Source organism: Paraburkholderia flagellata, from assembly GCF_021390645.1.
Classification (GTDB): domain Bacteria; phylum Pseudomonadota; class Gammaproteobacteria; order Burkholderiales; family Burkholderiaceae; genus Paraburkholderia; species Paraburkholderia flagellata.
Map to the genome: position 1 here is coordinate 407,505 of NZ_JAJEJT010000002.1, position 25,612 is coordinate 433,116.

Genomic DNA, 25,612 nt, shown 5'->3' on the forward strand with positions numbered 1-25,612 from the left:
GAACAATGGAAGGCCATCTGTGCCCATCTGGCGCTGGTCTTTCGAAAAGTGACGCCACCCGTGCATCCTGCGCCGGGTTTGCCGCAGCAGCCGTGCATCGTGCACGTGCAGCTGGCATTCGGGCCGGGACCGGGTCTCCCGGGGATCGCGCCGCCGGGCGTGCTGCCCGGCTGGTCTGGTCCCGTGTGCACCGTGGGCGGTGCGGTGGCGCAGGACAACAAGACAGTACTGCTGTGCTGAGCGCAGCCCTGCGACTCACCACCAACCCCTGAGCAGGACCGCGTTGCGGCGGCGCCTGCCACAAGCTGAACGCTGTGTCGGGAGACCCGTGAACGTGCCAGCGAAGCAGGCAGGACCGCAGAAGCATGAGTCGCCCGCAGTGCAGGTTTGCGGTGGTTCGAATTCCGAATCTGCCTCATCAGGAACCTCGCAGCACGCCTCTCCGCCCATCGGAGTGGTGTCCTGGTCTTTCGCCAGACACCCCGTTCCCGAGACGCAGGCGAAATCTGCACCGCCGTCATTTGGATTCCAGTCCGGGTTTCTTCTCATCCCGCGATAAGTCAAATAGATCGACTTCCGTATGGATTCGCATTGGATTACCGATCGTTGCGTTCCCTATTCTTGAAAACAACAGGGCGCACGTCAGTGAGCGCGCATCGGGTCGGCTACCGGTGCGCGTGCAATCCCGGAGCCAGTGGCCGTCGCCTTGAGCGTCAGGCCGGCGGCTAATGAGCGATAACGATAGGAGACGAAGATGCCTGTATTCTGCATAGCAGGGAGGAAGATAGGAGGCTTGCTTGTTGCGAGCAGAGCCTTGATCAACATGAGACTCTTTCGGCTGGGCGACGTGAGCCGATGGTTGGCCGCGTTTGCCGGCGTTGTCGCCTTGATGGTGATGAGCGCGTGGCCCCTGGGCGCAAACGCGGCAACCGGGCTCGCCAATCTTCCTGCGGTCTTGCCTGCGATGCCTTGCGCTTCGGTGGCAAGCCTCGACCTGAGCGGGGTGACCGATGGCACAGTTACCATTACCTCCGCGACGGTGCTACCGGCCGGGACAGTTGTTGGATTCAGCACCCTTCCTTCGACTGTGTGTGACGTGAAAGGCACGATCGGACCCGGAGCCTCGATGTTCGAGCTGCAGTTGCCGACTCAGGGCTGGACACAACGATATCTGCAAACGGGGTGCGGCGGACTGTGTGGCAACCTGTCCATCAATGCCCCGATGGCCTCGACCTGTGTGCCTGTCACCAACGGACAAATCGCTATGTCCGCGACTGACATGGGCCACGAAGGGGCTAACGACGGCTCATGGGCACTCTCTCCCCAGGCCAAGATCGATTTTGCCTATCGCGCGGAGCACGCTACGGCGCAGGTGTCCAAAGCGATCATCAACAAATTCTATGCAAGGCCCGCACGCTACTCGTATTTCGACGGGTGTTCGGATGGCGGCCGTGAGGCGCTGATGGAAGCGCAGCGCTATCCGGATGACTTCGATGGTATCGCCGCAGGCGCGCCCGCAAATGACCTCATCGTGCAGAACACGTTCCATCACGGCTGGGCCGCTGCGGTGAACATTGATCCGGCAACTGGGAATTACATCTTGCTGGCCGACAAGCTCCCGTTGATCCATGCCGCCGTCTTGAGCGCGTGCGGCACACAACACGGTGTCACCGACGGGTGGGTAGACAATCCGGAAGAATGCCATTTCGATCCGGCAGTCCTGCTCTGCAAGAAAGGGCAAGCGGCAGCGACCTGCCTGTCACCAGCAGAGGCGAACGTCGTTCGCCTGATCCACGATGGAGCCACCGATGCCAACGGCGTTCATCTCGAGCAACCGATTTCGCGTGAATGGGGCTCGGAACTGAACTGGACGATCTTCATCCCGACTACGGCCGCGGGGCCGAGCGGCGCCCTCAACTTCGTTCTGCCGTTCCTGCAATATCTCGACTATTTCAACGGCACGAACACGAACGCCACGCTCGGCAACCTGAAGTTCACGATTGAGAACTTCATGAAAACCATCCCGACCTCAAGCTATCTTGCGGCAACGGATCCAGACCTGCGTCCGTTCGAAAGTCGCGGAGGGAAGCTAATCTTGTGGCACGGCCTGGCGGATCAACACATTACGCCACTCGGGACGATCCAGTATTACTACCGGATGCAAGACGTCATGGGCGCCAATCAGGTTGACCAGTTTGCGCGGCTTTATCTGTTCCCGGGCGTCGCACATTGCGGCCAGGGAGATGGGCCGAACACCTTCGACATCGTGAGCGAAGTGATGGCGTGGGCTGAGACAGGCTCGAAGCCGGGCAAGATCATCGCATCGGTTGTGGATTCGACCGGTCAAATCACGGTTACCCGCCCCGTGTTCCCGTTCCCGGCAGTGGCACGCTACACCGGATCGGGCAGCACGAGCGACGCGGCGAATTTCGTGGCATACACGCCGACGGGTAACTCGCGCAGCAATGTGAACTGGTTCGGAAACTGGCTTTATTCGCCGGGCTACGAAAGCGGGTGCCATGCCCAGGCTACTGGACTTGACTGCAAAGGTGGTAACGACTGGAGCAGCTATCGTATGTTCCCGTAGTCTTTCCGCTGACAACTCTTGATCGCCCCTGTTCTCATCAGTACAGGGATGTGCCTGGCAGGGGCGATTCTGGCACCGCAATACGGCAAGCCCGTACTGACCATGCCTCGATTTGGTTGTGTCGCGTTAAGTGGGACAGGATGAGAAAGTACCAGCGATGAAGAGGACTGCTTATATTGCGAGGGAGTAGAACTGCTCGGCAGCAGTCGATGCAATGCCATCGTCACACATTTGTCCCTTGCGGATCATGTGGACAATCTCGATGCCGGACAGGATGATGCGCGCACAGCGGAAATTCTTGAACTCCATCATCGGTTTGATGATGCGCTTGATGGCACGGTGGTCCTGCTCGACGACATTATTCAGGTATTTGTTCTGCCGGATCTTGATCGGCGTTGGGTTCGGCACACGTTCAAGAAGGTTGGCAGAAACGTACGAGCGCTTAGTGGATGTCCAGCGACACTTGATTGCTGATCTTGTCCGTAAATCACGTCGTTGCAACGGCGTCAAATTTCCCTGTGACCCCGTCACCGTGGCGAACGGACTCCTTGCATTGGTTAGGGGGCTTCAGATATGCCGTTTCGGCAGAGGCGATGGGAGAGGTGAGACTGCCGGGTTGGAGTATGATGCCGTCTGGACTGCGGTGGGCATCACCCCGTGGAGCGCGGCACGGTACCCAGATGCGCTTACGGAGGGTTTTAACACTGGCGTTGGCGATTGAACTAGAGCCTCCACAGATGTAAACGCCTCTTCACGCAGCGGATGCCATGGCCGCGCGTCTCTGCGGATACTAACCTCCAATCGGAGCTAGTTTCGACGGTGTGTCGTACGCTGAGTTGCTGTATGGCGTCTCAGGTCGAGCCGTCGTGCGACGGTAGCTGTGTCATCGGAGCTTGGCTTGAGCCCTGCGATGGTGCTATCACCTTGTCGATATAGATCTCCATTGCGCGGTCTACGCGCGCCTTGGCATGCAGTTCCGAACTATGCCGTGCCGCAGTGGCCGCGATCACGAGTATTTAACATAATAAAAGTTGTCATCGAGCCATTGAATATGGTTGCGTTAGCAACTTCGTATACCTTCACGATCTCATCTGATCGTTGTGCACTCTGTATAGGCATCGCAGTCTAGCGCTGCATATTGGTTGACAGCACAAGCGGGGCACCTACGACACCACGATGCAACATTGGCTCATGGATGCCTGCTCAGCTTATTAGTGTCTCCGCCGCCCGGCTGGTTTGGCCAGTCGTTCGCAGAGTTCTGCCACGACGTCAGTTACCCAAACGAGGTCCTCTTCGCCGAGCTTTGTCAAATGTTCATTCAAGGTGTTTGCGGCATCGAGAGCCCGTGGGGAACTCGGTCCTATCAGTTTCGTGAGCGGAACTGCGTAGAGATTTGCGAGGGCAATTAGACGAGGCAGTGTTGGCCAGTTGGTGCCTCGCTCAAATCGACTGATGGTTTCTGAAAATACGCCCAACGCTGCGGCAACCTGCTCCTGCGTAAGACCAGCTTCTGTTCTGGCCAAGGCCAACGCGCGGCCCAGTCTCCGGGCAAATTTCTCTTCATCGATTGTCGCCACAGGGGCATCACCTCATGTTGGGAGTCAACATGAATCGTCTACTTGGTGGCGGCTTCTGGTAACATCACGAAATGTTGAATGGCAACATGTGATGTTGATTTTTCAGTTGATGTTGCCCGGAAGCGTTCCGGCTTGGCAAACGAGAGCTCAGATGCCCTAGCATCGGATGGTCCTCTGTCGTCTCAATTGCGTAGTTTTGGGGTGTTCGCGTTGCTGGGCGTGGGCAATCTGTGTGCGCACTCTCGGACGGGCACGAGGTCGAGTAGAAAAGCTGAAACGAGCTTCTGTGGTCGTCTGTCTGTGGATTCCTTTTCATCGAACTTTGCAGCGAGGACCGCGTGCTCGCCGGGCGGTTCGCTGGTAATGAAAGCGTTTGAGGTAGTGGCTGTATGTTTGTGACGAGTGAAATTAACCGTGTGCCTGCGTTGAACGTGCCTTTCGGCGGGTTGCCGGGCAAAGGGGTATGGTCAGCGGTTCAGCAACTGCTACCGCGGGACGTCCTGATTCTCAGGGTGTCGCAGGCGCGCTCGCGTGCCGTCCCGACGATCGTGATGCTGGATCTGCCCGAAACGGCTGCGACGCTTGAGCAGTTCGTCGGAGGAGAGGTCGTTCTGCGTGACGCGGCCATCCTCAGCACGAGACTCGCACGGGAGGTCGAAAAGTGGACGCTCGAACCGCTTTGCGAGATCCGGGTGGGGGTGACCGAGTACGAACATCGCGGCACAGGCAAGCAGCTGCTCAAGGTGACCCGGTTCACGACGGCAGCGGGGCGCACGTTATCGGTGCCGTACGCCCTGGCGGCAAAGCCCGCGCGCGGCAGACGGCTCTGGCGAGCGAAGGCGCCGGCCGCAGCGGCCCGTTGCTAACCTTGGCCGGCCGTGGTGCGCAACTGGACTCGGAGCCGCGCGGAGGCATTGAGGAGCGAGACATGCGGCCACGCTGGAGAGGCGGCCTCGTGCTGTATCTCGATTTCGACGGGGTGCTTCATCCGGAGGATGTCTGGCGCCGGCCGGGTTATGGTCCCTATGTCGCCACGCCGCCGGGACATGTGGTGCTTGAACACGCGGCGCTGCTCGCGCGCTGTCTCGCCCCCTATCCAGAGCTGCAAATCGTGCTGTCCACGAGCTGGGTGCGGGTGTTCCGCAGCGTGCGCAAGGTGGCCCGCCGTCTGCCGCCGGAGCTGCGCCGACGCGTGGTCGGCGCGACCTTCCACGGCCGGATGGATCCGGCGTGGTTCCGGTCTGTGCCGCGTGGCGTGCAGGTCTGGGGCGACGTGTGCCGGCGGCGGCCCGCGGCGTGGCTCGCGCTCGACGACGATGATGCGGGCTGGCCGGCGGTCTGCCGGGATCACCTGCTGCACACCGACCCCGTGCTCGGCATCAGCGATCCGGCGGTCCTCGCGCAGCTGCAGGCGAGGCTTGCCGCGATGCACCGTCCTGAAGCGGGCTGGCCGTGATAATCCGCCGCTTATCACTGGAAGCGATGGGTGCGTGACAAGGTGGAATAACGGAACATGACGGATTCAGGCTTTCACGGCGCGTTGCTCTGGCCACTGCCGGCCGAACTGGAGGGTGGCTCGAAGAGCCACTATTTCATCGACACGGAATTTACCGACTTCCGGCAGTGCCAGCTGATCAGTCTCGCCATTGTTGGCGAGAACGGCGACGAGTTCTACGGCGAGCGTACCGACTTCGATTCGGCGTGGTGCAGTGACTTTGTTCGCGCTGTGGTGCTGCCGCAGCTCGGTCAGTTTGAGGGGCGCGCAATGCGGTTTGAGCAGCTGCGCGAGGCGCTGTCCGCCTGGCTTGTGAGCGTACCGGGCGATGCCGCGCCGGTGCTCTGCTACGACTACGAGACGGACCTGAACCTGTTCCGGTTCCTGCTGGGCGCCCCGCTCCCGCGTGGCTGGAGAGTCGAGAATATCGCGGGCCGTCGCGACAGGGAGCGGCGTGCCGCATATTTCGCCCTGCATGGTGGCGAGCACCACGCGCTGCATGACGCGCGGGCCAATGCGTACGCGTTTGCCGGGTGAATATGGTGGCCGTGATGCGACTGCAAGAGAGGTTTTTGCAACCGGACGCAATGCTTGCCGTGAACATCGCAGTCACGCAGACAGGAGACCAGGATGACCGGGGACCGTGAGTGGATTCCGCGAGCCGACGCGCCGCGGATTGCGCAGCGGCTGCGTGAGCGCCGCAGGGCGTTGGGGCTGACCCAGGTCGAACTCGCGGGCAATGCGAAACTGGCGAAATCGACCCTTGTGCACTGGGAAAAGGGAAGGCTGCCCGACACCCTTTCGGCTGGCACCGTGATCGCCCTGGAGGCAGCTCTGCAGGCGCCGCAAGGATGGCTGCTCAGTCATGAGGGTCAGCCGTTGCCTGATTCCGGGTTCGAATCAGGAAATGCGGTGGGCTGCGAAAGCGGGCAACCGGGCCAGAAGGAGCGCATTCCACGCGCCCGATGTCAGGAACTCGGCCCGCGTGCAGGGAGGTTGCGCGAGGAACTTGGCCTGTCGGTTGCTGAAGTGGCGCGAGCCTGTGCTGTGTCCCGTCCGACACTCTTGCAGTGGGAACGGGGGACGTTTCCGAAGGCGCTCACCGCCAATCAGCTTCGCGCGTGGGAGTGTGCGCTCCTGCTCGCGCCGGGGCAACTGCTGACGCCTCCGGTTTCGCATCCAGGGGGAGCGAATCCGCCATCGGAGCCTCCTGAGTGATTCGCGCCGTTGACGGAATTGCCGCGGCCCCGGGGAATCAAGACACCTATGTCGCGTGAAAAGCAACGGGCCGGGATGAGCGCATGAAGCGGCTCGCCGGCCAAAGTCACAGCAGGCCCGGAACGAGGCGACGCTGCCAGACGACCGCAGGGAGAAACTTCAATAGAGTGAGCGGAGAAAGAGAGCTATGCGTGAAGAACTATCGAACATCCTGCGGGAAAGATATCCGCACATCTTCGCGGTCAGCCGGGTAGCCGCCGACACGACAGACGCCATGCCAACGGTGTTCTCCCTGTGGGGATTCGAGTGCGGAGACGGCTGGTTCGATCTGATCGATGTATTGTGCGCGGGACTGCAACACGCTACCAGGCACGGCGCACCGCAGGTTGTCGCAGCGCAGGTCAAGGAAAAGTTCGGGACGCTGCGCTTCAGCGGCTCACGCGCTGACGCGCGACAGCGAGCCATGATTGAGCTGGCCGAAATGATGAGCGGCCGGCTGTGCGAAATATGCGGCAAACCCGGACAGACGATCCGCACTGAGTGGATGCAAACCCGATGTCCAGACCACTCGACGAACAGCTGACCAATGGTGTCGCATATACCCGGCCCTTGCCGGTCAGGAGGACCCCAGCTTCGCCATCTTTTGCCCTGCGAAGCCGCGTACGCCCCCGCGACAATGTGAGAACCGTAGTCATGATGCCAGGGATCTGAGCTTGAGCAACGAACCAAAGCCGCTGGTGCCGGTTCTGGACGAGCCAGTGCCAACACTCTTCGTAGACTATGACGGAGCGCTTCATCGCGGCCACGCATTGCTTGACGAAAGCGGTGAGATATCCCTCGATACAGGGAACCCGCTGTTTGAATTTTCGCCACTGCTGGTCAGCCTGCTCGAACCATGGCCCGAGGTCGAAATCGTACTCACCACCTCCTGGCTCAGCAGATTGCCGGTTGAGGAGGTCGTTTCATACCTGCCGTTGCCGCTTGCCAGGCGCGTCGCCGGCACAACGCTGGGCTACAGGGCACGTTTCGGCGACTGGAAGACTGGCATCGCGCGGACCTATATCATTCGCGCGTACGTTTTTGAACATCGCCTGAAGAACTGGCTGGCGATCGATGATTCCGTCTACGGCGCACATGACCTGCGAACCGACTTTCTCGCGCTGGAGCCACATCTCGTCCTGCTCGACTCCCGACGCGGGATCGGTGACGCGCAGGCACAGGAACGGATCCGGGACTGGCTCGCCGAAGTATACGGTGCTGACGGGGGTTTCGTTTGACGGCATCCCGTACGAACAGCGACGCCACCAGCCCCGTCCTGCAAGGTCCGATTCTGGCTGGGCACCTGCAGCTTGTGAGGGATCTGGTATGAAAGCACATCGCCGCATTGGTCGGACCGGCAAGACTACGATCGATCCATCGGCGGAGGCCGTCGCAGCGATCATCAACGGAACGGAATGGTTGACGGCGCAAGCCGTCGGCAAGCGACACGATCCGGATGCGACCGATCCGCAGGCCGTGACGAACCAGTGGAAAAAGGAAGCCAGGATTTTCGCCGTCGAACTGGCCGGCCAGCCTCTGTACCCCGCCTACCTGTTCGACGAAACCGGCGACCCGGTTCCCGAAGTCGCAGAGATTCTGGGCGTTCTTGCAGGCTACAGCCCGCTGCGGATTGCCTCCTGGTTTGAGTCGACCTCCAGCATGCTGCATGGCAAGCGTCCTCGCGAGGCCATGACCTCGGACTCCAAGGCAGTCGTGGCGGCAGCGAAGGATCACGTTGTGGGGGCCGTGCATGGATAGCGCCTGGCGGGCGCCCGCGTCGACATTCGTCGTTTGCTGGTGCTTGGTGACCGACCCACAACTCTCCCTTACGACCTGATGAGAGGGGGCGGCAGGTCGCAACGGGAGCAGTCATTCGCGCGGTGTCTCGGCTGGGAAGTTGTCGGCCATTGCAGTCGTTCGGCGAAAGGTACCGGCGCGTCGGCTGCAGGTTGGTTTGCTGCCATTCGCGAACCGGCGTCGACGAATGGCAGCTCTCACCGCCGTCGAACGGGTCTTCACGACCCTGAGCGGTCACATAACCTGGTTTTCCAGAGCGGGCCGCTTCTGGCCCGACAACAGCCAGTTGAGCCACTTGAGACATCCTTAACCCACAGGCCTGGTTACTGGCGACTCATCGACACAGATCGGCCGTGTCTGCTGCGCGATCGTAGACGAGCGGCTGTGTGAGGCGGCCCATCGCTTCCAGTTTGTGGTCGGACATGCGCAGCAGTGACGAGACCGTGTTGTTCGCGAAGAAGTCGGGTGTCACGCGCCTGGTCGTGGCCTACCACGTGACCGCCTTCGCGCCGTTTTCGCAGAACTGGAACGTCGACCGGTGCTCCTTGTCGGGCCAGGCGCAGCCCGGACAGTCGAAGCCGTCGGGCTGGTTTATCCGCAACAGCGCTATCGGCGCCTTGACAGTGTCCATCTGCATCCGGACGGCATCCGTCGCGGCACGAAGCGCGCCCCAACCGCCGGCATGGCCTTCATACTTCCTGATACCTGGCACTTCGCGATGCTCGGTCATATGAAACTCCATGAAGGGCACCAAGGTTCTATGTATCGGTTAGTAAGTTGAAACGGCCATTGGACTTGGGTATGTTGGCCGGCAAATGCTGGCCAAAACGGGCATCGGTCGTATCTCGTGGCCGCGGCAGTGAACTGACGCCTGCAACGCTAAATAGCTGCCTTACCGTTCAGGTATGACCTTAAGGAGAGGCATGAATCTCTTGAGCCAAAAATGGGCGAGGAATTATCTGACGATCGGTGTGAGATGCTAAGGCTGCGCCAGTGTTGCCACGTGCATCGTAAGGGGTATTTCGGTATTCGTGCTATGCCACGTCGGGACCGCGTGTTCCGGGCGGTTGCCGACGGAGCCCAGGATGCCCAGCGCGTCGTAGGTGCCAAGGAATTGTTCATATTTGCCGACACCTGGCCGCTCGGCGATGCTGCATGCAAAAGTTAGAACCGTGAGATGGCTCAGCTTTTCCTCCGCCAGGTCGGCGATGGCATTCTCGATGACCAGCGCTCCTTTGCTGTGTCCAACCAACGTCCTGATGTGGTCGGCGTTTTCCAGAATGGAGTGCAGTACGTCAGAAGAGCCACTACCATGCTGGAAGACAGGGGCACCGGTCGGAGCCATCTTCGCTCCTGGCGCGGTCGCAACTAGATTCCTTCCCACAGATGCGCTCCCGGCAATAAGACGGCCAGCGCATTTTGAAGAGGCTGCTTAGTCCAGTACGTATAGATTCCGAACCCGAAGAAACCTCCCAGTGCCTGCTGCACGAAGTCAGCTAATCCGTAGCCGGGAACGATGGCTGCCACGGGCTTATCCATTGCATTGGAAGCATTCCACGCGAGTGCGGCGGATCCGAGCGCGGAGCTTCCCACGCCGCTTACCGAGATTGAGTCAATGCGGCTCACGCCGTCTTTGGCGCGGAGGAACTCCGAGACGTCGAAGAAGCACTGGATGTGAGGAGTCACACTTGCGTCGACGATAACGATAGCCCCCTCTGGATTTGCTAACGCGCTTAGGTCGACCTCTTGAAGGGCGCGGGCAAACTGCGCGCAGTGATCGGATGGGGCGTGGACGATCACGTCCAAACCGTCGCTTTTCATCGCTCGATGAAAAGCAGTGACGTCGTAGAACACTATATCAATGAGAGTATTAGCGAACCGAAGCGAGCTGATGAGCGGCGTTGCCTGAGTGCGCTGCACCTCGAAAGCGGACAATTTGAAGAGGTCGTTCACAGTAGCCATGGCGATGCTCGCTGAACGCGCGCCCATGCGCAAAGGTGGGTAGTGCCTGCCGCAGAGACGACCTTACCCGTCAGATATCGGTTGCTCGAAAGGGGAAAGCGGGGGCGTGAATACCCGGGATCTACGTAGGCAAACATTCCCCACCATAGAGGTCACTGCTACGGTAGTTGCCGTGCATTTTGATCGTATGCGCAACTGATCGATTTGACCTCCATCATTTGATGGAGTCGGTCGAAAATCTAGAGAGACGCGTCGTAGCAAGTAACAATTCAAGCTGAAATGCCTCTCGAAATAAGTAGGAACGCGACGATCGAGCTGCCGGTTATCTATTCCATCATGCGTCGAGAACCGATTTTAGTGCGTTATCCAAACTCGCATTTACTGATGCAGGGCGCGCTTCTGGTGATTCAATAAGAAGCAAATTACGGATCATTCTTTGCCCGCTGGATTGGATTCCCTAAACTTCAAACTGTAGATTCCGGCAGCGGAATTAAAATTTTGCAAACCTTTGATTTCGAGGAAACCGCTATGCGTAACTCGAACCGCACACGCGCAGGGGCATACATCCGACACCTCTGTTCACTGGGCTTGCCCAGCGAGACTGTCATAGTCTCGATTCTTCGAGCCGCACGAGAGATAGCGGGTGCGGACTTTGGGCACTTTATCTGGGCGGACGAACATTATCAGCTCGCGCGGGTATTCAGCGAATGCCCTGCTGCCTACGCGACACTTCCGGCCTACATGGCGCTGCAGCGCGCTGGGCAAGTTTCGAGTTTGATAGGCGACTTCGCTGACTGGATGTCACTGCGTCACGATTTCCGCAATTCAGCCGATGTCGATGGCGCGCTGTCGCGTAGTCGATTTCACGACGAGGTTTTACTGCCCTGCAACGGCCGTCATTTCATTCACGTGGTTGCGCGGCAGGGCAACAGGGGCTGGGGATCGATGATCCTCATGCGCGAACGAGGTAGCCGGTCATTCTCCGATGCCGAACAGCGCGCGATCGACGTGTTCGGCGGACACCTTGGACATGCGATCCGACATCCGGCACTTCAACATTCGTCATTTGGCGATAGCGACCGTACCTGCGTTCTAATCGCGGACTGGAACAGTCGCATTTTGCACCAAAGCAGTGCTGCCCAACGGCTCGTACTCGAAACGGTTGATTGCACCAGCGAGCACGGCCGTTCTGCTTTGTTCCTTGTACCCGTACTCGCCGAATTGGTCGTCCGCCTGAAATGTGCGTGCAGTGGTCGGCACGCCCGACCAGCGGTCACGGCGATCGCAAATCGATGGGGGCGCTTCGTCTGGCGTGCCTATCCGCTTGAGGGCGATGCAGGGTGTGTGTTGTACTGCCAGCACCAGGAGCCAAAAGTTCTGCAGATGCTATCCGGTGCACAGGTCGCTGGACTGAGTGGGCGCCAGCAGCTCATAGCCGCGCGCCTCGCGTGCGGAACCAGCTATCGGACTATGGCTGCGGAATTGAATGTTAAGGAAAGTACAGTCACAGACAGTGTCCGCCAGATTTACCAACGGTTCGATATCCACAGCATGGATGGGCTCGCGCACAGACTATCGCAGGCTCATCAATCCGCTTTCGCCGAGCGTTAGTTCTGGCGTGCTGGGCATTCGGGGCGAGCTCTCAAATCCCCCCACCGCTGGGGGAAATTGCCGAATCGCGAAGTATGACAATCAACATGCGAACACGACGATGTGCTGGATCTGAGCGGCGGCATTTGCGAGTTCGTGACTGGATCACGCGCGTGTCGGCAGCGGGTTACTTTTGGATCGGCAACGGCACGTCCTGGTGTGGAACCGGGCCGTTTCTAGATGCCGACTCGCAGGTCGACTGTCGTTGCGCCACCGTGTGCCCATCATTCAGGAGCGTAGGCATGAGCCAGACGATCACTCTGTCGAGTACCGCACTTATCCGCATTTTCGGTGTGTTCGACGACTTTCCATCCGACGACACCAGTGGCCGCTCGTACGGGCCGTTTGGACCTTTTGGGCCCGGCGCCCCGGTGCTCGGCGAGCGGCCTCCACAGTTGGCTGTGCACGCAGTCCGCGGGTTCCGTCCTCAACCAGATCCGTGGCGTTTTGCGGCACTCGGACGGCAAACCGCGGAATACGTCGTCCGTTTGCACGATTTCGCCAACGCGTCGGGCGCCAAAGACGCGACCCAGAATTCCATTCGACTCGTGCAGAGCATCGATGACGATGTGTGCGGCAACGATCTGCGCTGGATCCTTGCACGTTTCTTCCAACTTAGAATTCCCCACCAACCCGTGCCGCCCGATCCGCCGATTATCAGTGCCGATCCGATCGAGATTACGGCATTCGGCGTTCAATTTCTGGTGATGGGAAAGCTTCTGGGTGATACCGAACTCGCGGCGTCCTTTACGCGTGCTGGCGAGCACATGGCTACGACAGGGCTCGAAGCTGCGGGAAAAACATAGGCGCGATAGGCAACCTATGTCTCGATGCTAGCGGCGGGCTTCAAACACGGCGCACGCGAGCTGCGGTTCCGCCAAGTAATTTCATGCAATCTGTTTGTCTCGCAACGTTAGGGCGTCCGCCTCGTCAGGCCACGCGCGTCTTTTCTAACTTCGACACGGCGCCCGCCGAGGTTTGACTTCCCACAACTGCGGGCCGGTGCGCTCGCAGCTGCGACGGAAGTGCCGCTTGCCTGGGCACAAGGACAATCTTTGCTAGGGAGCCGCGCGTTCTTATAGTGCCGTACAACGCCAGGCAGCATCAACGCATCAACGAATACCCAGACTCCAACGATGATGAGCAGGAAAATACCGATGCCCCCCATGGCTGTGCAACGATCGACGGTGTCCATGAGATCACCTGGTCGCATTCAACAGAAAACTGGCGGATCGCTGACATTCGCGGCGTCTGTCACTCTCTTTCAATCGCCTCCAGATGATTTCGTTTTGACCAGTGCTGCACCGCCGGTGCGGCCAGCGTGTTTCATCATCTTCTAGTGAAGAAGGAGGGAATAAAATGGCCTTCAATCCTGATAACCCACTTAATTTTACTAACTGGGGAAACCATGGCGCTGACGGAGCCGACATCGAGATCGGGAGCAAGAACTCTGCGGGTGACAATGAGGCGACGATAATTTTGGTTAACGCTGCTCAAAACTGCACCCTCTCCGTTGAAAATCACGAGGTTACTTCTGGCTCCGTTGGACTGGCAGCTAAGTCCCTATCCGAACAATCTGGGGTGGGAGCGATCGGTGTGTGTCGCAATGGTGTTGGAATTTACGGCGCCACAAACACCGGCGTCGGAGTCGTTGGGCGTGCAATGAGCGGGCAAGATGTTGAGAAAGAACCGATAGAAAGCCTCGTACCCGAGGTTGGGGTTTTGGGACATGCTGTCCAAGGAGCCGGTATTCGTGGGCACGGCGGTGAAACGTTTTCCTCTATACCACCGGAGGCGGAGACTAGACCTCGCCCAATCGGGGCCGTCTTTAGTGCAGGTCGGCTCGAAGACGGTACAGTTACAGGAATGCCGACACGTCAAAAGAATATGGTAAGCGAGGCACCGTTTCCCCAAATTCAGTTAATTCCTTCCGTGAGTAGACGACTGCCTGACAACGGACGTATTGGCGACTTTTATCTGGCGATGAACGAAGAGGGCCATGCATTACTTTTCATTTGCACGGAATGTCGCGGCGGAGAGGGTGCAATGATCTGGAGATCAGTTACTCTAGGGACAGCGCACCCTGGGGGATCCAAAGTTTAATCGCATCGCTTATCAGCGCAGCACATTAAACGGGTAATCAATCGTCACATTTTTTTGGAGTCGCCTTTGGGCGGCTTCTTTTTTAGTTTGCGCGGGATTTTGCTATTTTCCGGAGGAGTGAACGCGAGTTTGTCCTACCGCTGCAGCGGGCTATGCGGGAAGCGTGCGGTCGTTGGGTACTTCGCCTGGCTAGCGCACATTCAGACGCGTACCGACTCGAAGATTCCGCGAACGCATTTACGCTACTGCTTCCGTTGTCTGGTGTTGAAGCCAACTGACGTTACCGCGCCTCGCTGGAAGCGTTCGTGGCTTGTTCCCGCAGCGAGCTACCGCGACGAACACCGCGAGCCGTTAGAAACAATACGTGCGTCGACGATGCGGCACGCAATGACGGAAACGTTGCACCCGTTAACGGAAATAGTGAACCTCAGCTGCTGGGACAGCGCCTCGAACAGCGGCCCGAATATGTTGATTGTCGCTCTGGCCCAATATCTCGCGACCCCTGTCACCCCATCGGCCACCGGCAACATGTAACTAACATCCTCAGCGAGGCGTGGAGCGTGAATGCTTGCCGATCGGCCTCCGAATTCAATCGCGCTTGGTCCGGGAATTATGGCAAGCGAGGCCGAGTCATGGCACGCGTGGCTGGGCGCGTTGCCTGGTTGACGCCGTTACCAATGCAAGACGGTACCGACAGGGATCGTCTGCGACAAACCTCCTCATCGGCGAGGAGACCGTTTAAGCCAAGACTCGGTGCCATGATCGTTGAGAGGCCCTTAATGGGGGCGGTGCGGCCTTTTGAATGTCTGAGTTGGGCCGCCGACTGGCGTCCGCTCCTGGCCGATCGCGAGCGCTCGCCGACCTCGCCGTTAGCTGTCGTTCAAAACATTCCCGGGCGCGAGCGGCTGCGTTGTGGCATCAAAGCTCAGCGGGTGAAACCGGCCAGTCTCGGTCATACAATCGATGGTTTTCTAAGACATTTGAAGGCCCGCTCCGCCTCGGTAAAGGACATTCGAGCGCCGAACCTGCTTGTCGCGACGTCGGTCGCATATCAATGACGTACAGACCGAACTTCGGCAAGGCAAGCAACGAGTCAACCGGATCGTCGGCTTTCCATTCGCCAATGTCGAATCTTCCGCCAATCGCAGGAACACTCCCATGGAAGCGACAACCGCTTCTGCATCAGGTCGTTCTTGTTTGTCTTGACGAATGGCGCGACGTATTCCGGACTGTTGATCCGCGCCTCGTTCGCGAACTGCACGCCGGGTTCGTGCCTTGGGTGTTTACCCTTGCTGGCATGAAATGCCAAAAAAAATGGCGCGAAAAAGGAAACCACTAGGGTCGTGACGTTCTATATTTCCGCGCTCGCCCCAGCCAGGGCCCCACTCTTTGCCCGTCCGAATAATGAACGGCTTTCAGATCGCACTTGCAGTCGTCGCCTGCGACTCAATTTTCGCGAATGACCCGAACGCACAAGCGAGTGACGCAGACACGAGATAGCTGTCAGCGAGCTCGAAAAGGAAAAGTAATGGATAAGCAACTCTATGCGAATATCCGAAAGTTCTGGGGTCCAAACGTTGCGATCCTTGATGAGAACTTCAACCCGACTCTTTGCGTGGAAGGTGAAGAAGAATTAGAGCAGGACGCTTATGCCTGCCTGGAGGTGAATGACATGAACTATATCGGTGGCAAGAATCAGGACCTCGATAAAGGGATCAAGTACTATGCAGGCTTCTGGAACAGGAAGCACAGTCTCATAGTCTATAAGGTCGCCGACAATGTATTCATGAAGATAGATGTCAGTGACTACGATCTAGGACGTAGCTTGCAGAAGAGCATGATGGTCGTAGTCGTCCGTGAGAAGTTGAAGGTAGTGCAGAATGCTCCTTCCAAGGGCAGCGGCATGCTCGTCACGCGCTGAGAATCACATCTCATCCGCTTTTGGGCTTTATTGGCTAGGGGCCGCGCATTGCGGGTGTCGATTGCGTGCGCTCGCAAAAGGAAAAGTACGGATGCAGCAGATAGGGTGAACAAAGAAGCAAAATACAACGGGGGAATGCAATGGAGATGCTCAAACGGGCCTGGGCCGGGGGAAAAGCTGTGGAAGGTATGGTGGCTAATAGGGGTGCCGCTCTGGATTGCCGTCAATCTTTTGCTTGCCTGGACTGGAAGCGTCACGCACCTCGTGTCTTTATGGCCGCGAACACGATCGACAACGCCTTCTTTGCGCGAGCAAACGCCCTTGTAGGGGCGATCGTCAGAACGGCACCTTCGAGTTAGAGCAGCATTCGGTCCGCGGCCTGCTCATCCTGCCGCTCACCGCGCTCATGAGGTCACCATGTTGAGCGTCCGCTTTCGGGATGCTCAGAGGTCGGCTTTGGGTCGAGACCGGAAATTCGTGGATGTTGGCGAATTTCCGTGCCGCGGCTGTTTCTTGGCGCGAGCCCGTTGGCACAGGTCGGCCGTCAGCCGCGGTCCTCCCACATAGCATCTACGGCAGGGCCGCGAGCGCACCGCCGACCCAAACTGCGATTCACATGCGAGGTCGTCTGCTCAGGGGCATCCGCGCGGGGCGACCTCCAGGGCCCATGGCTTGTGACCTCAGGACCACATCTTCACCCAGTACATCCCGGATGATGTCGAACTCCAGTCGCTCGCCGCGGCGAAGATAGCCCGCCCGCTCGAGCGCGGAAAGAAAATTCCAGACTGCGTCGCGAACGGAGGTCAGTTCAGTCGAGGCAATGGCGTAACGCTGGACCAGCCAGTCGGCCACCGGCTCGACGCTCACACGCGGATGGTAGCGCGCGCCCCGCCCGTGGATGTACCGGCGGAACACATCAGCCTGCCAGATGCGCGTGGACACCGTGATGGCCTCGGCGCCCCGCACATCCTGTCCAATACTGGCCGGCCACGTCGTCGCGGGCTTGCCCAGTTTCTGCTCGAGGAACGCCAGTTGGCGCTCGGAGGTGGCGCTGCGGAATGCCGCGTTCGCGCTTGCGATCATCCGCAGGCGTTCGGCTTGTGGGGCCGCGCGTACGGCGTTCAGCGCAGCGTCCTGTCGCCGTTGTCCCTGGCGCTGTTGGTCGAGCGCAGCATGGGATGCGGCACGGGACACGGCATCGCGCTGTTGGCGTAGGGCATTGAGCTGCGCCCAGGCCTCGGCTTCTCCGGGATAGAACACCCAGCGCTTGCCCTCGATCGCGTCCAGCACCCGTCGCCGCAGTTCCGGCGCCGTCACATTGCGCGGCACGGCTGACAGGTCGATCTCCAGCGTCGGCGTTCCAAGGCGCTTGAGCGTCTCCCGTTTGGGCGCGTCCACCTCGTGCGTGACCATCACCTCGACAAAGATGGCCTGGCCTTCACAGACACCCCGGAAATCCGGACGGATGCCCTCGACCCAGACTTCCGCCTCACCTGCCGCGTCCCAGTGGAGCGTGTGCTCGACGCACAGCGTGATGTCTTCGCCGCCTGCCCGCGCATCCAGCTGGCACACGAGACCCGGCACGCGCAGCGTGTCGCTTTCCACAAGAAACTGTTTGGCGAGAAGATGCAGCGCCGTCTCGAACGCCGTCGTGCAGCCGGACTCGGGCCGGTGCGCGAAATGCCAGATGCGCACCTCGCCCTGCTTTCGCGTCACGGGCTCACCGCACGCGGCGCAGCGAAAGGTGCCCTCCACGGAGGGCGGCACCTCACGGATTTCGACGATGCTTTCTGTCTCATCAAGGGCAAACGGGATCTTCACAAACGGGATCTTCACCTAGTAACCTGAGCGAACGTGCCGTGATGGCAAAATGGTAGCAGGCTCGCGGCCGGCTGACGCCTACTCTTCGAATGAGGTGTTTCGTGACCTTTCCCCCTTACAACAGCCGCAATACCGACCCGGACGAACGCCGGTGGAAGGCACTGGGCTTCGGCACCAAGACGTCGTCGGCGAATACCTGGCGCTACTGGAGCGAAGCCACCGGCAAAGGGCCGTGGCGCATTGCGGCGCCCTTCGGCATGGCCGAGTATCGCCTGGTCGGGAAGCAGCTCTACCTCGACGACACGCTCGTGCTCGAAGGACAGACGCAGTGGGACGCGCAATGGCGCGCCATCGCGCACTTCTATGCCGAGGTGGTGCCGAACACCCCAGCGCCTCCGCTCGCGCCTGCGCAGGCGTAGCGCACCGTCGCCGAGATACGTCGGGCCCGGCGAATCGGGTTCATTCCCCCTTGTCTTCCTCCCGCATCTTCGACGAATGGTGGGTGGTGATCAGCCAGGTGTGTCCATTTCACCCGTACGTGAACGTGTAGCGCGCCTTGACCACGGTATCCGCATCAACGAGGTGGAGCCACGCCGGCTGGCCGTTATACCCGGTAAGCCGCCGCTTCGGTTGCACGGGTCGGACGACCGCAATGGGTCGAAAGTGTGAGTTCGCTGATGCAGGAAGCTGACGCCGCGCCGCTCGACACTGCCAACGTCAGCATTCCGTCGCATTACCGACGTAAAAGCCAACACGCCCCAATGACGGCAATGGCCGATCCGTGTGCCTAGCTCGTCCGTCAGGCTACGGAGAATTACGGCCGTTGCAACGGCCGGTTTCCCCGTTCGCTTACGGGCGGATTGTGGCCGACTCCTGGACTGCGAGAGCTACAGACAACGGTGTCATCGAGCTGAATGCTGGACGGCCGAACGGGCAGGGCGCGGTCCAGGTCAAGGCGGCCTCGTGTCGCGACTTCGAGGTTGGTCAAAGCGTGGCAGGTTGCCCGTGATAAGGGGCGTTATCGCGGCCAGCGCTTCCTGCGCTCACCCTCTGCCGTCTACAAGGCGGCCGGTCCTGTCCGTCTGGCCCTGCAGCGCGTTCGCCGGCCCGGTGCGGCGGCCGATGCCGGACTCTTCATCTAGCTGCACCCGGCGGCATCGTCGCCCAGCCGATCGGCGTGGGGTGCCCAGGTCCGGCTAGAAGTCTGGTTATTCTGGACGCCACGGATGTGGGCCGGTTTTGCAGCGTCGGGCAGTCCACCCCGGCTGAACGCTGCGTGCGCCGCGCGCGCGCCGACGCCATTACCTGCACCGGTGGCGGCCCGCCTGTTACCGCACGCGCGACGGGCGATCGGCCTGGGCGGGGACACGCGAATGCAGAATTTGAAGCGCGGCTTAATCCTGTGGAAGTCGACGACCGCAGTCCGGCAATACGGGCGCCGGTGAGCGCACGTGTGAGCGTTCCCTGCTGGCAGAGGGGGGCTGGAACACACCCGCGTGGTGAGTCCGATGGAGAGCGGCCGCCGCAGGGAAGAGGGCAACGGGCAGACGTCAGCGACCCTGTCTGGTACCGACGGGGCGCGCGGGGAGCGGCGATCGCCAGACCTGTCGGCCCGGGTGCTTGTTGCGGGCAATGCGGGTCGTACGGGTTGATGGGTGGCAATCACCCAGCCGCCGGGCGCACCTGCTCAACGTGGCCTCTTTACTCCGGCTTCGTCAGCGCCCGCCTCCAGCGACGTGTGCGTCTTCCAGACTCACGCCTTTGCGATGCCCGGTGTGTGGTGCGTTGGCACCGTGAGCGTGACTTCCGAGACCCCGATGGCGCGCATGCATTGATACATGAAGGCTAGCTGGAATGTCCCGCGGCGGATTTTCTGTGCGATGGACGTTTCCGTCTCATGGACGCCGTGCGCGGCCATCAGGGTGGCCAGCTGTGCGTAGGTGATCTTGCGATGCATCAAAATCGTTTTGAGGGCCTGCTTCGCCGTTTCCGTATCGTCAAACGGTGCGCTCACGGGACCATGCGCTGTCGGATCCTGCACATTGTGTTTCGATCGCATACTATCCCTCTAAATGCAACATCATGTCGCCAAAAAAATACACGTTAAGTTTCTTCTGGCTTGATGTTGCCATATATGACATTGTGGCGTTGAAAACGAACTCTCGAGCGCGTTGACAACCGAAAGGCGTTGAACATTCAACGACCGCATTTTACGGCGGCTGTTCGGGATGCGATAGCACCATCCCTGGATGGCGCGGGTAAGTCACGTCTCGGCGGGGCGTTGCAGGTTGTGGCCGTGGCAGTTCGCGCAGCCGGTGCATGGATGGACCGGTCAAACGCATAACGAAAGGATCATCTAATCAATATGGAGTTCTGATGAAAAATGATGCGAAAAAAAGCCGGAAGCCTGGTGGCACCATGAAGTCAGCGTCGCCCACCCAGTCTGAAAAACAGCAGAGGGTGTTCCAGAAAGAGCGGCGGGGCACCGGCGACGGGCGCGATTACGTGCCCGGACGCGCCCTGCGGGAAATGGGTGGGGTCGGGCGTCTGCACAGGTTTGCATGCACGCGTTGCGGTGGTCGTCAGATTGTGCTGCCCTCGGACGCGTCGCTGGCCGTTTTTCTTCAGGAGCACTGGGATCCAGCGACGTGCGAACTCAAGGAATACTACCCGCACCTGGATGTCGCTGAAACACAGAAGATCGCGGTGTCGCTCGATGTGCGTCATCCAAGGCTTGCGGACGGCAGCCCTGCCATTCTGATTACCAGTCTGCTTGTCTGCAGGCAGACTGGCGGAAACTATCAGTGGAATGCCATCGATATCACGTCATCGCGATCCGCGCCGCGCGCGCCTTCGCCGGCCCGGGCAATCAAGGCCGAGTACTGGCAGCGGGTCGGGGTGCCGTATCGAATCGCCCATACGGAGGGTCTCAACACCCACAGGGCAAAGCATCTCTGGGATCTGTTTAACGTTGCAGAGGGGGTTTTGTCCCGCGGACTTACCGACGCAGAGAAGGAAGCGCAAAAGGCGATTATCAGGCGATTTCGTACCCGGAAGGACGCGACGCTTATCGAGGTTTGCCATGGAGCGGCCGATTCGCACGGGATTGGCCGCGCAGAGTGTGTGGCGGCGATGCGCCGGTTAATTGCACTGCGCATGATCGAGTGCTCGCTCGATGTGCCGGTATTGCTTGCCCAACCGCGTCGGGGAGTCCGGATTTGTGTGGCGGAAAAACAGCGTGACAGCCGCCCTCCTGCGCCAGCACCTGAAAACAGGTTGGTCAGTGCGCTGGTGCAATGGAAGAAACAGTTCATGAAAAACGGCTAGCGTAAGCGCCGACAGGACTACGCTGTGTTTTTCTTTATATTTAGGAGTTCTATGTATGAATCATCATGAACATGAATTCCCGGCTGTACGTGAACTGTTCAGGGAAGAGCCAGGCGACAAGATATATCGGGTCGTGTATGCCAGTCGACATCAGCAATCCGGTCGTGAGCCCGATGTCGTCCTGTGCCATATTTTTGGCTCAAAACTTGAGATTCAGTTCATACCCATTACAGAATTTCGCGCCCGATGCATGCCGGACTACACGGGCAAGGGGCGTCTGGTGGCCGTCGACGCGCGTGACGATCCCTACGGACCCTTTCGAAGGAACCATCGGGCCACGCCAGGGAACGAAAGACAAAGTGACCTGAACTGGAAGCGGATCAGAGACTTTGTCAACAATTCGGCTCTTTTCTATCGAGCCCTTCGTAGTGGTTCTGACAGGAAAAACATTCTTCAGGACGTCGCGGACAAGGTCGGCCTCTGCGTGCAGCGCATAAGGAAGCTGCACCGCGAATACCTGCAGAGAGGCATGAGCGCAAGCGCCGTCGCCGCAGAGCTTTGGCGTAGCGGGAGGCGACATCAGCCGCCGCGCTACGTGGAAGGCGGGGATGCCGTGCCGACGACCGTGACGCGAAACTACGTCAACCGACCGGGAAGGAAGCCCTCGCGTGCCGGCAGCCACGCTGTCAGGACAACGGCGCTTGAGCGGCTCTTCGAGCAGTACATCGACATTTACCTCACGAACAGGTTCGGCCCCTGGAGCGTCGATGTCAGTGACGAACTCATGCTTGAAATCCGACGCTTCAACCGAGATGCGATCTTCCCGTCGACGAGGAAGAAATCAGGAAAAAAGGCGGGTCGGAAAAGCAGGAAGCGGTGGCCGAAGTCATCAAAAAATCAGGCCGGAAAGCGACGGCGATTGACCTGGCAGGACCTCGTAGATCATCTGAATTATGTCTGTCGCTGCATTCACATTGCGCGCGATCCGACCGGCCAGATTATCGAACTCGAACTGGCACCGTTTGGCATCGTAAGCCTTCGTCAACTGACTTACTACTACCAGACCCGCGTTCCGATTGAAGTCCGGAAGATGCGCGATATGGGGGCGAAGCAATACGCCGGACACGGGCGGCCGATACACGGCCATGCCTTGCAGCACTCGGTTGGACCCGGCAACGAGTACATGATCGATGCAACCATCGCGGATATCTACCTTGTGGCTGCATACGACCGCACCGTTGTGGTCAAGCGCCCAACCGTCTATCTCGCGATGGACGTCTGGAGTCGGATGATCGTGGGATTTCATGTCAGCTTCGATCCACCATCGTTCGAGAGCGTCGCCTTGATGCTGGAAAACATTGCGTTGCCCAAGAACGAACTGTGTGCCAGATATGGAATCCAGATTGACCCCAGTCTTTGGCCTTGTAATTACCTGCCAACGTCGGGATTCGTCGCCGATCGGGGCAGCGATTTTATGAAGAACCTGGCATGGATGGCCGTCAACAAGCTGCTCTCTATTCCCATCAGCAACGCCCGGGCATGGGATCCGACAATGAGAGCCCTTATTGAGCGGCGGTTCGGAATACTTCCGGCGCACTATCAGAGCGCGAGTTTCGGCGTGGTGGATTTGGATGCAGCGACGCGCGGGGCGCCCCGCTATCTGTGGGAGGCGACTCTGACGATCACGGAATTTATCAAAAGGCTGGTTCGCGCGATCCTGAGATACAACCAGACCCCTATCGGTCGGCGCAAGTCACCGCCGGAGATGGTCGCGGTGGGCCTCGCCGATACGCCACTGAATCGATGGAACTGGGGATTGGAGACGCTAACCGGGTCGTTGCGAAGTCACTCGATTGATGAAATCCGCTGTGCCACCTGGCCGACGGAATCCGCAAAGCCGACACGACAAGGATTACTGTGGCGCGATATGTACTACACCTCTCCGTTCATCGAGTCCAATCTCATTCATTGCTGGGGAAAAAATTCCAAAAAAACGGTATCGATCCAGTTTAATCCCAATGATCCCTCCCAGATTATCCTGCCAGGCAATGATTCTGTTGAGTACGCGCGACTCGCCGGCACCAACCAGCAGTCACCTGCTGGATGGACGCTTATGGAGTGGGAGCTCTACCGGAACCAGCAAGACCGTCTGGACCGTGAGCAGCATCATGCGCTGGAGGCGCAACGCGTGATGGATCTTCTGAACAACGCGGAAGAAAACCAGAGAGCGAGACAGGAGCAAAAGATCGCGCTGCAGATGGCGGGGCTCGAGCACCCCACGCAGCAGGAGCGCGCTGCGGCCCGCAGGGGGGGCAGGAAGGATGCCGCGCGCGGTCTGGATTTTGGCCATTTCAGGAGGGAGAGGGATGCGTCCGGTAAGGCCGCTGACGTTGTGGAGGCGAAGCGCGAAGCTCCCAAAGTCGCAGAGGACCATGGAGAAATCATCGGGAAGGCTCTGGAGAATTCACGCAGGATTCTTGACGGGAACTGACTTCCATTCATTGCAAGGTTTTTTAACTATGTGTAGCAGTGCGATATGTTTTTTGTGATCAGGAGAAACGTTCGTGAAAAAAAGTGGGGCACGTGGGACGTCCAGTCGGGATGACGAAGCTTATAAGCAAGTTCCGGTTAAACCAGGGGATGATCTCATATTGAGCCGGCAATGTCCTTCCGTCGAAGCGCTGTACCACGATGGTTCGCTGGAGCTGCCAGAAAACGCCAACAACGCGCTGATTCTGGCGCTTCCGCCATTCGAATCGCAGGAACGATTTGCGAAGGCGATGACCGTGAGCTTCGCGGTACCGCATTCGGATGATGCGAGAAAGCTTCCAGCATCACTGCGCCTGCTGGGCATTGAACGCATTTCGCGTGTTCTCGCGCTGACCGATGCTCACCTCCAGCTTCTTGACTGGATCCATATTTCACTTCGTCACCGCTATCGAGGTCTTTTACCCCGTCGATCGTTAGGCAATATCGCGCAGCGCAACTACAGGGAGACACAGCGAGGTCGAACGAAGGCCATCTTCACGCCCGGCTCCTCACACGCAGACAGCATCTTTGTACTCGGCATCTCAGGCGCGGGGAAGACGACGGCGGTCAAGATGGTGCTCAGTATGTTTCCCATGATCATCCAGCATACCGAGTTCCGCGGCGTCCGGGCGCATTTCACCCAGATCGTCTGGATGATGGTTTCCTGTCCTCCGAATGGTTCGGTCTATACCTTGATGAAGGGGATTCTCCATTGGTTCGATGAGAATCTTGGCACGCATTACGTGGAAGAGATACGCAGCAGGTCAAACACAGGAGATCTGATCATGGCGGTTATCGACAAGCTGAAGACGCATCACGTGGGAATGCTGGTGATCGACGAGATCCAGTTTGCGGTCAAGTCTGCCGAGCGTGCTGACTTGATGGGCTTCATCACCAGCCTGCTCAACGATGGTCAATGCCTGTTCGTGCTTGTCGGGACGCCGGACGCGGGCGAATTGATCGAAGGAACGATACGCAATCTGAGACGTGTGGGAAGTCGGGCATACATTCCCTTTGAACACTTTCCGGCGCCAGCGGACGCCAGGCGGCTTGCAAACAGTATTATTGCGATCGATTTTCTGCCGGAGAAGCCCGACAACCGTGACGAAATCGTCAAGACACTGATTGAGGTCGGCGCGGGCTCGCCAGCCTTCATGAAACTTGCATGGGAGCACACGCAGTATATGGGCGAGCGGGCAGGGGAAAGCAAGGTTACCCCGGCCCTCGTCAGAAGCGCCGTTAAACAGGCCTTTTCCCTGGTCAAGGGACTTCTGGAAGCGCTGCGCAAGAAAGATATGGTGGCGCTCGACACTTATCGGGACATGGCCGTTGAGCAGATGAATACGATCCGCAAGAAGATCGCCATGGACCGTAAGCGGCGCAACATGAAGATTGCCCCTTCCGTTAACGAAGCATACGAAAAATTTTCAAAATGCGTCGCAGTGTTGCTCAACGTGGGGTGGGCCGAGACGCAGGCGGAAGAATTTGCAAGAGCAAAGCTGATGTCTGATTCCACGATTACGGTCGAGGGTCTGCTGCGTCTCGCCCTCGAAGGCGAGCCGGGAAATACGTGACCAGACAGAAAT

General features: G+C 59.1%; 24 protein-coding genes and 1 pseudogene. 17 read left to right on the forward strand and 8 right to left on the reverse strand.

Annotation, left to right across the window (positions count from 1 at the left end; genetic code table 11):
• Window positions 1-48 precede the first annotated feature (48 nt).
• A complete protein-coding gene (locus L0U83_RS16220) occupies window positions 49-240 on the forward strand; it encodes a hypothetical protein (RefSeq protein ID WP_233884636.1) in 192 nt (63 codons plus the stop codon).
• A gap of 402 nt (window positions 241-642) precedes the next feature.
• Here the strand turns inward: L0U83_RS16220 and L0U83_RS16225 are convergent, their stop codons facing one another.
• Complete coding sequence (locus L0U83_RS16225) at window positions 643-825, reverse strand: hypothetical protein (RefSeq protein ID WP_233884638.1); 183 nt, start codon at window positions 823-825, stop codon at window positions 643-645.
• On the opposite strand from L0U83_RS16225, the gene L0U83_RS16230 reads away from it, so the two are divergent.
• Complete coding sequence (locus L0U83_RS16230; RefSeq protein WP_233886536.1) at window positions 824-2,587, forward strand: tannase/feruloyl esterase family alpha/beta hydrolase; 1,764 nt, start codon at window positions 824-826, stop codon at window positions 2,585-2,587. The two genes, L0U83_RS16225 and L0U83_RS16230, sit on opposite strands and share 2 nt — an antisense overlap.
• Before the next feature lie 171 nt (window positions 2,588-2,758).
• On the opposite strand, the gene L0U83_RS40820 is transcribed toward L0U83_RS16230, so the two are convergent.
• Both L0U83_RS40820 and L0U83_RS16240 read right to left on the reverse strand, forming a co-directional pair.
• Window positions 2,759-3,118 (reverse strand): DDE-type integrase/transposase/recombinase, encoded by a 360-nt coding sequence (locus tag L0U83_RS40820; RefSeq protein ID WP_373321056.1) that lies wholly within the window; start codon window positions 3,116-3,118, stop codon window positions 2,759-2,761.
• Between the two features lie 680 nt (window positions 3,119-3,798).
• Complete coding sequence (locus L0U83_RS16240) at window positions 3,799-4,164, reverse strand: helix-turn-helix domain-containing protein (RefSeq protein ID WP_233884639.1); 366 nt, start codon at window positions 4,162-4,164, stop codon at window positions 3,799-3,801.
• Between the two features lie 389 nt (window positions 4,165-4,553).
• Here L0U83_RS16240 and L0U83_RS16245 point away from each other — a divergent pair, with 389 nt between their 5' ends.
• The 7 genes from L0U83_RS16245 (at window position 4,554) to L0U83_RS16275 (ending at window position 8,674) form a co-directional block, all read left to right on the forward strand.
• Window positions 4,554-5,030 carry a hypothetical protein gene (locus L0U83_RS16245; RefSeq protein WP_233884640.1) on the forward strand — a complete coding sequence of 159 codons (477 nt, stop codon included), beginning with the start codon at window positions 4,554-4,556 and terminating at the stop codon, window positions 5,028-5,030.
• 89 nt (window positions 5,031-5,119) lie between these two features.
• Window positions 5,120-5,620, forward strand: a complete 501-nt coding sequence (locus L0U83_RS16250; RefSeq protein ID WP_233884643.1) for an HAD domain-containing protein — start codon at window positions 5,120-5,122, stop codon at window positions 5,618-5,620.
• Window positions 5,621-5,677: 57 nt separating this feature from the next.
• Window positions 5,678-6,196 carry a 3'-5' exonuclease family protein gene (locus L0U83_RS16255; RefSeq protein WP_233884645.1) on the forward strand — a complete coding sequence of 173 codons (519 nt, stop codon included), beginning with the start codon at window positions 5,678-5,680 and terminating at the stop codon, window positions 6,194-6,196.
• A gap of 93 nt (window positions 6,197-6,289) precedes the next feature.
• Window positions 6,290-6,877: a helix-turn-helix domain-containing protein gene (locus L0U83_RS16260; RefSeq protein ID WP_233884650.1), complete on the forward strand. Its 588-nt coding sequence runs from the start codon at window positions 6,290-6,292 to the stop codon at window positions 6,875-6,877.
• 187 nt (window positions 6,878-7,064) lie between these two features.
• The gene (locus L0U83_RS16265) at window positions 7,065-7,460 is read left to right on the forward strand and encodes a hypothetical protein (protein ID WP_233884651.1); all 396 of its coding nucleotides are present in this window, start codon (window positions 7,065-7,067) and stop codon (window positions 7,458-7,460) included.
• Between the two features lie 130 nt (window positions 7,461-7,590).
• Window positions 7,591-8,154 (forward strand): HAD domain-containing protein, encoded by a 564-nt coding sequence (locus tag L0U83_RS16270; protein ID WP_233884652.1) that lies wholly within the window; start codon window positions 7,591-7,593, stop codon window positions 8,152-8,154.
• Between the two features lie 88 nt (window positions 8,155-8,242).
• Window positions 8,243-8,674, forward strand: coding sequence for a hypothetical protein (locus L0U83_RS16275; protein ID WP_233884655.1), 432 nt, complete (start codon window positions 8,243-8,245; stop codon window positions 8,672-8,674).
• 391 nt (window positions 8,675-9,065) lie between these two features.
• Here L0U83_RS16275 and L0U83_RS16280 read toward each other — a convergent pair.
• The 3 genes and pseudogenes from L0U83_RS16280 to L0U83_RS16290 form a co-directional block, all read right to left on the reverse strand.
• A pseudogene (locus tag L0U83_RS16280) lies at window positions 9,066-9,443 on the reverse strand (CbbBc protein); the annotation flags it as partial.
• Window positions 9,444-9,692: 249 nt separating this feature from the next.
• The gene (locus L0U83_RS16285) at window positions 9,693-10,058 is read right to left on the reverse strand and encodes a hypothetical protein (RefSeq protein WP_233884659.1); all 366 of its coding nucleotides are present in this window, start codon (window positions 10,056-10,058) and stop codon (window positions 9,693-9,695) included.
• 23 nt (window positions 10,059-10,081) lie between these two features.
• Window positions 10,082-10,675 (reverse strand): hypothetical protein, encoded by a 594-nt coding sequence (locus tag L0U83_RS16290; protein WP_233884663.1) that lies wholly within the window; start codon window positions 10,673-10,675, stop codon window positions 10,082-10,084.
• Between the two features lie 528 nt (window positions 10,676-11,203).
• Between L0U83_RS16290 and L0U83_RS16295 the strand changes: the two genes are divergently transcribed.
• The 4 genes from L0U83_RS16295 (at window position 11,204) to L0U83_RS16310 (ending at window position 16,349) form a co-directional block, all read left to right on the forward strand.
• Window positions 11,204-12,286, forward strand: coding sequence for a helix-turn-helix transcriptional regulator (locus L0U83_RS16295; RefSeq protein ID WP_233884668.1), 1,083 nt, complete (start codon window positions 11,204-11,206; stop codon window positions 12,284-12,286).
• Window positions 12,287-12,567: 281 nt separating this feature from the next.
• The gene (locus L0U83_RS16300) at window positions 12,568-13,131 is read left to right on the forward strand and encodes a hypothetical protein (RefSeq protein WP_233884670.1); all 564 of its coding nucleotides are present in this window, start codon (window positions 12,568-12,570) and stop codon (window positions 13,129-13,131) included.
• Between the two features lie 553 nt (window positions 13,132-13,684).
• Window positions 13,685-14,428 (forward strand): hypothetical protein, encoded by a 744-nt coding sequence (locus tag L0U83_RS16305; RefSeq protein ID WP_233884673.1) that lies wholly within the window; start codon window positions 13,685-13,687, stop codon window positions 14,426-14,428.
• A 1,528-nt stretch (window positions 14,429-15,956) separates the two neighbouring features.
• Window positions 15,957-16,349: a hypothetical protein gene (locus tag L0U83_RS16310; protein ID WP_233884676.1), complete on the forward strand. Its 393-nt coding sequence runs from the start codon at window positions 15,957-15,959 to the stop codon at window positions 16,347-16,349.
• A gap of 612 nt (window positions 16,350-16,961) precedes the next feature.
• Here the strand turns inward: L0U83_RS16310 and L0U83_RS16315 are convergent.
• Entirely contained in the window at window positions 16,962-18,185 is a 1,224-nt protein-coding gene (locus L0U83_RS16315) for a competence protein CoiA family protein (protein ID WP_233884679.1), read from the reverse strand.
• Window positions 18,186-18,271: 86 nt separating this feature from the next.
• On the opposite strand from L0U83_RS16315, the gene L0U83_RS16320 reads away from it, so the two are divergent.
• Window positions 18,272-18,589, forward strand: coding sequence for a hypothetical protein (locus L0U83_RS16320; protein WP_233884683.1), 318 nt, complete (start codon window positions 18,272-18,274; stop codon window positions 18,587-18,589).
• 1,334 nt (window positions 18,590-19,923) lie between these two features.
• On the opposite strand, the gene L0U83_RS16325 is transcribed toward L0U83_RS16320, so the two are convergent.
• A complete protein-coding gene (locus tag L0U83_RS16325) occupies window positions 19,924-20,184 on the reverse strand; it encodes a DUF6471 domain-containing protein (protein WP_233884684.1) in 261 nt (86 codons plus the stop codon).
• A gap of 362 nt (window positions 20,185-20,546) precedes the next feature.
• Here L0U83_RS16325 and L0U83_RS16330 point away from each other — a divergent pair, with 362 nt between their 5' ends.
• The 3 genes from L0U83_RS16330 to L0U83_RS16340 all read left to right on the forward strand — a co-directional run bounded on the left by L0U83_RS16330 (window position 20,547) and on the right by L0U83_RS16340 (window position 25,600).
• Window positions 20,547-21,497, forward strand: a complete 951-nt coding sequence (locus L0U83_RS16330; protein WP_233884685.1) for a PDDEXK family nuclease — start codon at window positions 20,547-20,549, stop codon at window positions 21,495-21,497.
• 55 nt (window positions 21,498-21,552) lie between these two features.
• A complete protein-coding gene (locus L0U83_RS16335; RefSeq protein ID WP_233884688.1) occupies window positions 21,553-23,988 on the forward strand; it encodes a TnsB C-terminal domain-containing protein in 2,436 nt (811 codons plus the stop codon).
• A gap of 73 nt (window positions 23,989-24,061) precedes the next feature.
• A complete protein-coding gene (locus tag L0U83_RS16340; RefSeq protein ID WP_233884689.1) occupies window positions 24,062-25,600 on the forward strand; it encodes an ATP-binding protein in 1,539 nt (512 codons plus the stop codon).
• The last annotated feature ends 12 nt before the right edge of the window (window positions 25,601-25,612 follow it).